At 33.6% G+C, this 9112-nt stretch carries 6 protein-coding genes; 4 read left to right on the top strand and 2 right to left on the bottom strand.

The genetic code is table 11. The annotated features are described in order from the left end of the window. Nucleotides 1–869, bottom strand: an 869-nt coding sequence (locus RT405_RS05195) for an ABC transporter substrate-binding protein (protein WP_396163307.1), incomplete at its 3' end; no start/stop codon positions are given. A 340-nt stretch (nt 870–1209) separates the two neighbouring features. On the opposite strand from RT405_RS05195, the gene RT405_RS05190 reads away from it, so the two are divergent. The 4 genes from RT405_RS05190 to RT405_RS05175 all read left to right on the top strand — a co-directional run bounded on the left by RT405_RS05190 (nt 1210) and on the right by RT405_RS05175 (nt 7807). Further along, on the top strand, nt 1210–2727 hold the full coding sequence (locus tag RT405_RS05190; protein ID WP_313468151.1) for a response regulator: 1518 nt from the start codon (nt 1210–1212) through the stop codon (nt 2725–2727). A 3-nt stretch (nt 2728–2730) separates the two neighbouring features. Then, nucleotides 2731–4512: a histidine kinase gene (locus RT405_RS05185; protein WP_313468149.1), complete on the top strand. Its 1782-nt coding sequence runs from the start codon at nt 2731–2733 to the stop codon at nt 4510–4512. Between the two features lie 36 nt (nt 4513–4548). Continuing rightward, nucleotides 4549–5538, top strand: coding sequence for an ROK family protein (locus tag RT405_RS05180; RefSeq protein ID WP_313468147.1), 990 nt, complete (start codon nt 4549–4551; stop codon nt 5536–5538). 79 nt (nt 5539–5617) lie between these two features. Then, nucleotides 5618–7807, top strand: coding sequence for an alpha-galactosidase (locus RT405_RS05175; protein ID WP_313468145.1), 2190 nt, complete (start codon nt 5618–5620; stop codon nt 7805–7807). A gap of 82 nt (nt 7808–7889) precedes the next feature. Here the strand turns inward: RT405_RS05175 and RT405_RS05170 are convergent. Next, nucleotides 7890–9112: beta-galactosidase (locus RT405_RS05170; RefSeq protein ID WP_313468144.1), on the bottom strand; the 1223-nt coding region annotated here is incomplete at its 5' end.

Below are 9112 nucleotides of genomic sequence, written 5' to 3'. Positions count from 1 at the left end.
TTACCACTTTGATCTTCAGCGCCCATAATGGTACTAGAATACCAAGCACCTGTTGGTGAAGAAGCAACGTCACCCGATTGAACACTATTTACACCGCCGTCCCAATCAGAAACTTGAGTAGCGATACCAGAATTCAATAATTCTGCAAAAATCTGCATAGCTTCTTTTAAAGACTCATTATCTTTAACGGTTACTGTTTCGCCGTCTTCAGCCAAATACCAATCTCCAGCTGATTGCATCATGATTCGAATAATACCTAAATCACTTGGGTTGATCGTCAATAAAGCATGACCGGTTTTTTCTTTTACGTCTTTTCCAATCTCAATATATTTATCCCAAGTAATATTGTTCATATCTTCTTGTGAGTATCCTGCTTCTTCTAAATAATCTGTGCGGTAGAATAAACCGGCTACACCACTATCAAAAGGTACGCCATAAATTTTGTCATCTACTTTATTTACTGCAAATTTATATGGAGAGAAATCTTCTTCGTTTACAATATCAGACAAATCCGTAAATGCATCTGGATAAGAAGTTAAGTATCCTTGAATTCTGTAGTCCTCAATCAATACAATATTGGGCAATCCATCTGTATTTCCAGAAGCTAACCCGGTATTTAATTTTTGTACAATATCGTCTTGAGACATCGTTACTACATCAACATCCACATCCGAATTACCGTAAGCTTTTTTCGCTTCTTCTACTGCCTTAATGTTAAAGGTCTCGTCCCAGGCCCAAACGGTGATTTTGTCTTCATTGCTGCTTCCGTTCTCCGAGCCTGCACCTTCGCTACTGCTTCCACAAGCTGTTAATAAAAATAAAGATGCTGCTGTTAAAAGTGCTGGTAACCATTTCTTCTTGCCCTTCATTTTTCTCATCCTCCAAAACTATTATTTTTATTTAAAAAACGACTTGCAAATCATTTATAGCTTTTAGACTGTTTTTCACATATGTGTCTTACAAGGCTAAATATACCTTCGAAAGAAAGCGCTGTCAACGAATGCTGTATAGGTTCAAAACATAATACAAAAATATAAATTTTTTACAAATAGAGCCTTTTAAAAAATGATACGTCCCTTTTTCATGAATAACTTTTAAGCGTAACGGCTGTTGACTATCTTTCAAAAAAGCATTAAGTTAAGGGTATCCCGTTGAAAGCGGTTCGAAACACCATTAAATCGAAAAAATGAAAGATGTGAGGCAATCATTATGAATGTATTTTACAAAATATTAATTGTAGATGATGAAAGTTCTATTCGAAATGGTCTACTTAATTTTATTGATTGGAATAAAAATGGTTTTAACATCATAGGAGAAGCTGCTAATGGAAAAGAAGCGCTAAAAAAAATCGAAGAGTTGAGCCCACAAATTGTCATAACCGATATTGTTATGCCCATTTTGGATGGAGTTCAATTAAGTAAAATCATTCAAAGTAACTATCCCGACATCAAAATTGTTATTTTGAGCAGTCACAGCGACTTTGAGTACGTAAAAAAAACTTTTCAAAGTGGTGCAGTGGACTATATTTTAAAACCTACTTTAAATCCAACTGAATTGCTAAATGTATTAAAAAAGCTTTCAGCTGACTTTGATACTACTCACACTTTTTTAACAATCGAAAATAAAATAGAAAGCATGATCAGCCAATATCTCTCTGGATATACTGATCATATTGATCCTTCTTTAATGGACAATTACTTCCGAGATTCATTATTTTGTTTGTTGACCATAGACCTTAAATTATATGCAAATCCAGCGAACATTAAAACATTTGTTCAAAGTGAATTAATTGAAATACTTGTAGATTATCAGCCAATCTTATTTACAACCAATCAAAATGTATTATGTTTAATATTCAATTACGGTATTTCTTATAAAAAAATATGCTCAACTATTCAGATGTCTTTGAATAATATACGAATAATAGAACCTACTACATTTTTTGTATTAAGCAAAGAATTTAGTAACATAAACGAGATAAAACCCGTTTACGATAATCTAGTTCACGAGAGTAAAAACAAGCGATTTTTCTTTAAAGAAGCTGCATTAATTACACAAGAACAACTCTTTATTCCTAAAGCCGTTCAGTCCTTTGATACAAAAAAATACTTTATTCACTTGGTAAACCAAAATTTTATTGAGGTATTAGAAAATATAAAACACCGTCTTCAAAAAATGATTGCCCAAAAAGTCAATGAAAATGAATTAAAAAGATTTGCAAACAGTGTTTTTTACGATTTATTTTCTGCTATTGAAGAATCTAATTTTCCATTTGAAAATCTTCAACAGAAAAGAATGATTCTTTTGACAAACATGAATAGCTGTATCTATTTAGAGGATTTTTCTACACTTACTCATGCATTTATTGATGAGCTTAAAGAAAAATTAACTGCTTATTACGCCCAATCAAATGGGGATTTGATTTCTATTATCTTACAGTACATTAAAGAGCATGCTGCCGAAAAAATTACCTTAAATGATATTGCTCTAAAGTTTCACTTTAACTATCATTATTTATCCAGTTACTTTTCCAGTCATTTTAATGAAACTTTTCCAGACTATCTAAATCGTATTCGGATTGAACAAAGCGTTAAATTGCTGAAAAATTCTACCATGAGTATATCAGAAGTTGCAGAAAGTTGCGGATATTCAGATATCAGTTACTTTTCAAAAGTTTTTAAAAAAATAATTGGAAAAACACCTACTCAATTCCGAAGAGAGGCTTAATACGTGAAAAAGCTAAAAGATAAATACTTAAAAAACGAATTGCTTTTCAATATTTTTCTCATTGTTATTTTAAGTGTTACACTCGTAACTGTTGTTGTTACAACAGTGGTATTAAACATTTCTGAAAAGGCTTACGTTCGTTCTTATAGAGAATCTAATTCGATTATTCTCAAGAAAGCTCAAGCTGATTATGAGGAATTAAACAACAGTGTTTTCAACATTTTAAACCAAATTAATCAAACTGCTACCGTTGAGAACTACTTAAGCCCTAGGGAAATGACACCAGGTGAAGACTCTCAGACTATCCGATTGATGATCGAGCAACTATCAGACACGGCTTTACTTTATCAAGATATTCCTTCAAATTTAATACTATTCGGTGTTAATGGAAAAACCTTTTATCAAAATGAAGCCGTTGGCACCATGGACTATGATACATTTCTGTTAGAAAAAATTTTTACGGATGCAAATAAAAACCCAAATTTGATCTCTTATCAGTTTATCGAACATGGCTATACAAATTATACAAAGAATTCTCCCGGTTTAGTCATTGTTCAAGTATTAAAAAATTCGCATCATGAAGTATATGGCCATGCACTTCTCTTTATCCGTGAAAAAGACTTTGCTCAATTTTATGATTCTCTTGTCGATCAATCAGTCAATGCAATTTATGTCTTTGATTCAAAAGGAACAGTTATTTCTTCTAATCACAAAAATACTATTGGAGAAAAAAATAATACGTTATTCGATATAAGTCAACAAATCCTTGCCGCAACTTCAACAAATACGACGAGTAAAAATGCAACCGTCGTTCCAAAAAGGCTTTATTCTTATGGATATACTCTAGCAAGCGTTGTCAATGAGTCTGCTTTAATTAAGAATATGAACTTACTTACTCCTACACTTTTAATCGTCATTGGTTCTATCTTACTAATTTCTCTACTTGCTTATATAATTGTCAAGAAAACAACAAATCCTATATATCAATTGATTGAAAAAATTCCTGCTGTATCATTAAGAGATTTTGATAAAAAAGTTGAAGTAACAGGAACAAACGAAGTAAAAGAACTTGCCCAAGTTTATAATTCCATGCTGGAAGATTTAGAAAATTCTGTTGAACAATTATTAAAAGCTCAAGACGAAAAACGTATGGCTGAGATTCATGCTTTACAGATGCAAATCCAACCACATTTTATCTATAATACCCTAGCCTCCATCAAATTTTTAATATGGCAAGGAGGCAAAGAAAAAGCAGCCCACTCAATTGACGCTTTTATTAAACTATTACAGAGTACAATTGGGATGAAGGACGAATTTGTTACATTGGAAGATGAATTAACAAGTGTTAAAAATTATACCACGATCTTGCAATTGCGTTTCGGAGATAATATTCATATCGACTATTATTATGGCGAAGCTTTGAGTACACGTTTTGTTCCACGAATGATTCTCCAACCTATTATTGAGAATGCCTTTTTACATGCTTTCCCTGAACAAACAGAAGGATACATCAATATTTTTATCCAAGAAAAGAATACTCAATTAATTATTGAAATAATGGATAATGGAATTGGTATGGATACAAATAACATTGATTTAAATTATCTTGAAGAAAAGAAAAAGAACCATCTATCAGGTATTGGTTTGAAGAATATTGATGACCGCATCAAATTACTTTTTGGCAAGAGTTACGGTGTGACTATTATTAGTTCTAAAGGTAACGGAACAACTATTCGAATAGAGTTGCCAATCAGTAACCAAAGCTCATCATCAAATTCTGATTAATAGATAAATAAAATAAATAAAGGAGTTGATTTTTATATGGCAGCCTATTATATAGGGGTAGATTTAGGAGGTACAAATTTAAAAGTTTCTATCTTTAATGAAACCTTATTAAAAGTAGCTGAAACAAGAGCATCAACAGAAAGATTTCTGGGTTCCCAGCATGTACTGCAACGTACTGCTTCTATCGTCAAACAGCTGATCAAGGACCAACAAATCGCTACTAAACATATTTGTTGTATGGGTGTTGGTGTTCCTGGATTGTTGGATTTAGAGAAGGGCATTTCAATATTTTCTCCTAATTTCCCAAAATGGAAAGACGTTAACGTTGTCCAATATATGGAGGAAACTTTACATATTCCCACCTTTATCGATAATGATGTAAGAATGAATTTATATGGTGAGTGGCATTATGGAGCTGGAAAGAATAAAAATAATATTGCCTTGCTTACTTTAGGCACAGGTTTAGGTTCAGGTATTGTAATGGATGGTCATGTACTGTATGGAGCGACAGCCAGTGCCGGAGAAATTGGACATATGAATATGTACCGTGAAGGACGACCTTGCAGATGCGGCAGCTCTGGCTGTTTGGGCAGATACGTTTCTGCATTAGGTATGCTCCATACCGTGAAAGAGAAATTAGCGGATCAAAGAAACAGTATTCTTCTTGAATGGGTTCAAAATGACGTTGAAAAAATTACCGCTAAGATGGTATCAGAAGCTTTTGATTTAGGAGATTTAATAGCCATAGAAACCTTACAAGAAACTGGTGAATTGTTAGGATATGGTTTAGTAAATGCCATTAATTTATATAATCCCGAAATCATCATAATTGGTGGAGGAATGGCCGCAGCTGGCGAACGATTACTCAGCTCAACAAGAAAAATTGTAAAGGCTCATGCTTTAAAAATATCACAAGCAGCTTGTTCGATTACTTTGGCTGAATTAGGAGACTCTGCTGGAATGAGAGGCGCAGCCTTTTATGCCAAACAAAGACTCCAACAAATTCAAACTTCTAAAAAACTATGATGACAAGTTGGTTAAGGAATAATTTTTTAATAACTATTGAAGGACAACTAATTTTTTCAGAAAAAGGAGAGAATAATTGATGTTAATAGTAGTAAATAAAAAGAAACAAGAATTTCATTTGAGAAATAATTTGATCAGTTATGTATTGGGTGTTGAAGAAAAAGGAATACTAAGTCAACAATATTTTGGTAAGCGTATCCAAGAATACCATGGAGGAAGAAATTATCCACGGCTAGATCGTTCTTTTTCGCCTAATCTACCTGATTCAAATGATCGGTTATTCTCACTTGATACAGTACTACAAGAATATCCTGGTTATGGAAATGGCGATTTCAGAACACCTGCACAAACTATCACACATGAAAATGGATCCACTGTTACAGATTTTAGATATAATTCATTTGAACTATTTAAAGGAAAAAAACCATTACAAGGCTTGCCAGCAGTATATGTAAATGACCTTGAAGAAGCTGAAACTTTAATTATTACATTGAAAGATCAGTTAAGCGAGTTATTTATTGATCTACAATATACAATTTTTAGTGATAGACCAGTTATTACCCGTTCTGTTAAAGTTCGCAATGAAAGTTCTAAAGCCGTTCAGATAGAAAAGATAGCCAGTATGAGTTTAGACTTTCCGGCCAAAGAACTTGAAGCACTTAATTTAAATGGAACATGGGCTCGCGAAAGAATGGTAAGCCGAGAAGCTATAAATAAAGGAATTCGAGTATTCGATAGTAAAAGAGGCGCAAGTAGCCATCAACAAAATCCTTTTCTTGCTTTACTGACCCCGACTACTACCGAAAAAAGCGGGGAAGTTTATGGGTTCAGCCTAGTTTATAGTGGCAATCATCAGATTTTAATCGAAAAAGATCCTTATGACCAAACTAGAGTACAATTAGGAATTAATCCCTTTAACTTTTCTTGGAATTTAAATTCTCAAGAACAGTTTCAGACTCCAGAAGTAGTAATGGTCTATAGTGACAAAGGCCTAAATGGAATGTCCAATGCTTATCATAAGCTTTTCAGAGAACGTTTAACAAGGGGTGTACATCAATATAAAGAAAGACCTATCCTTATTAATAACTGGGAAGCCACTTATTTTGACTTTAATGAAAAAACGATACTAAGTATCGCTGAAGAAGGCAAAAAGTTGGGCATAGAATTATTTGTTTTAGATGACGGCTGGTTTGGAGAAAGAGATAGTGATTCAAGTTCTTTAGGAGACTGGTTTGAACATGCTAGTAAGTTAAAAAATGGTTTGAAAGAAGTAGCTGATCAAGTACACAAAAAAGGAATGCAATTCGGACTTTGGTTTGAACCTGAAATGATTTCCAAAGAAAGCGAACTTTTTAAAGAGCATCCAGATTGGGCTCTTCAAATTCCAGGACGAGAAATTTCAAAAGGCAGGGACCAATATGTATTAGATTTTAGCAGAAAAGATGTAAGAGAAAATATTAGTCAACAACTCGTTACTATTTTAGATAACATACCTATTGATTATATCAAATGGGACATGAATAGGCATATGACCGAAGTTCACTCAACTCTTCTTGGGCCGAATCAACAAGGCGAAGTAGCTCATCGTTATATTTTAGGACTGTACGATTTTTTAGAAAAGCTTATTAATCAATACCCTAATATTCTTTTTGAAAGTTGTTCTGGAGGCGGGGGCAGATTTGATCCAGGATTTCTTTTCTATATGCCTCAAACTTGGACCAGTGATAATACCGATGCAGTAGCCCGACTTAAAATTCAATATGGAACAAGTATCGTTTACCCTATTTCTACGATGGGTTCTCATGTATCAGCAGTACCTAACCACCAAACACAAAGAATGACCGATTTAGATATGCGTGGAGATGTAGCAATGTCGGGGGTTTTTGGCTATGAACTAGATTTAGAAAAGCTTACAGAGAATGAAAAAGAAAAAGTGTTAAATCAGACAACGTTTTATAAAATACATCGTAAATTAATTCAGTATGGAGATTTTTACCGTCTATTAAGTCCTTTTGAAGGAAACGAAACGGCTTGGATGTTCGTATCTGACGATAAATCAGAAGCACTCGTATTTTTCTTTAGCGTCTTATCTGAAGCCTCTCCCTCTTTAAAAATTTTACAGTTAGATGGACTTGCGGAAGAAAAAAATTATAAATGCAATAATTCGGAAATATATGGCGGAGATGAATTAATGAATGTTGGTTTCTATATAGATCCTTCTCTAAAAGGAGATTTTCAGTCTAAAGTTTACCACCTTTTAGAAGTCTAATTATTTTTCTGATTTTTTTGCATGAAAAGACGCCAGTGATCAAAAAATCACCGGCGCCTTTTTTGTATCTTCACTTAATCCTCTAAGCTATAAAAGGCGGTTCATCAGTTAAAATGATATGATCCTGCACTTTACCTTCTGTTTCAAAAACAACAATTTCATTTGAGCCAGCTTTCAATAGAGGAGCAGGAAGATATAGTTTAGTTTGAGGACCAATTTCCCAGAATCGACCTAAATTAAACCCATTGACAAATACTACTCCCTTACCCCAACCAGTCATATCAATAAAAGTATCTCCCAGTTCAGCTACTTCAACTTTAAATTGGTAAAAGCTAGGTGTATTTTCTTTATATTGAGTGTCAAAATCGATAGCATCAATATTATCCAATGGTAATGTATATTCATCCCATACACTTTGAAAAGCCCCATTAACAATGACACCATCTTTGATTCCTTTTTGTTGATGGCCCATTTTTATAGAATAATTTACACGGCCTAAATTTTCTACTAATATATCCAATGTATTTTCATTATCATTCAATTCAAAAGATTCTTTATCTCCTAATTCTAAATCATACTTCGTGAATAAATGATCCTGATTTACATAAACTTGTGCACGATCATTAGCGCCGACTAATCGAAAATCTTCAATAGTTCTCTTTTTCCCAATGTTGCTTCGATAAAGTATATATCCGAAGTTTTGATCTAATTTTTCCATAGGGATGGTGTAATCCGTTCTTACCGGTTCAACCAAACTTTCCAGTGTACTAAATAAAGAAGTTTTTTGTTGAACAGTCAATTTTCCATAATGTATCTTTTTAGCATTTCTAGGCATAAACGTCTCAGCTTCAGGTAAATGTTTTTTTATAACGGACTGAAAAGCTTTGTACTTTTCAGTAACATCTCCCCACTCCGATAATGGAGCATCATAATCATATGAAGTGGTATCAGGAGTCAAATGATCATAGTAATTTGCACCATTAGTAAAGCCAAAATTTGTTCCTCCATGAAACATGTAAAAATTGATATGTCCGATAGATAGTGCATCATCTAACTCTTTTGCAGCACTTTGAGTATCACGTGTATGATGTTCTGGATCTCCCCATGCATCAAACCAGCCAACCCAATATTCCATCACCATTAATGGGCCTTTTTTCTTATTAAATTTCTGTAGTATTTGCAATTGATTCTTCAAATCTGAGCCGCAGTTTACAGTTGGATGTGCATATTCTGGGATTGAACCATTTTCTAACATATCTCCCCATGGACCATCGCTTGTAACAAAAGGAACAGTTGCTCCGTATT

Origin of the sequence: Carnobacterium sp., assembly GCF_032094055.1 — a bacterium.
Taxonomy (GTDB): Bacteria; Bacillota; Bacilli; order Lactobacillales; family Carnobacteriaceae; genus Carnobacterium_A.
Note: the sequence above shows the minus strand (reverse complement) of the source record. Positions and strands in the feature narration are given on the sequence as shown.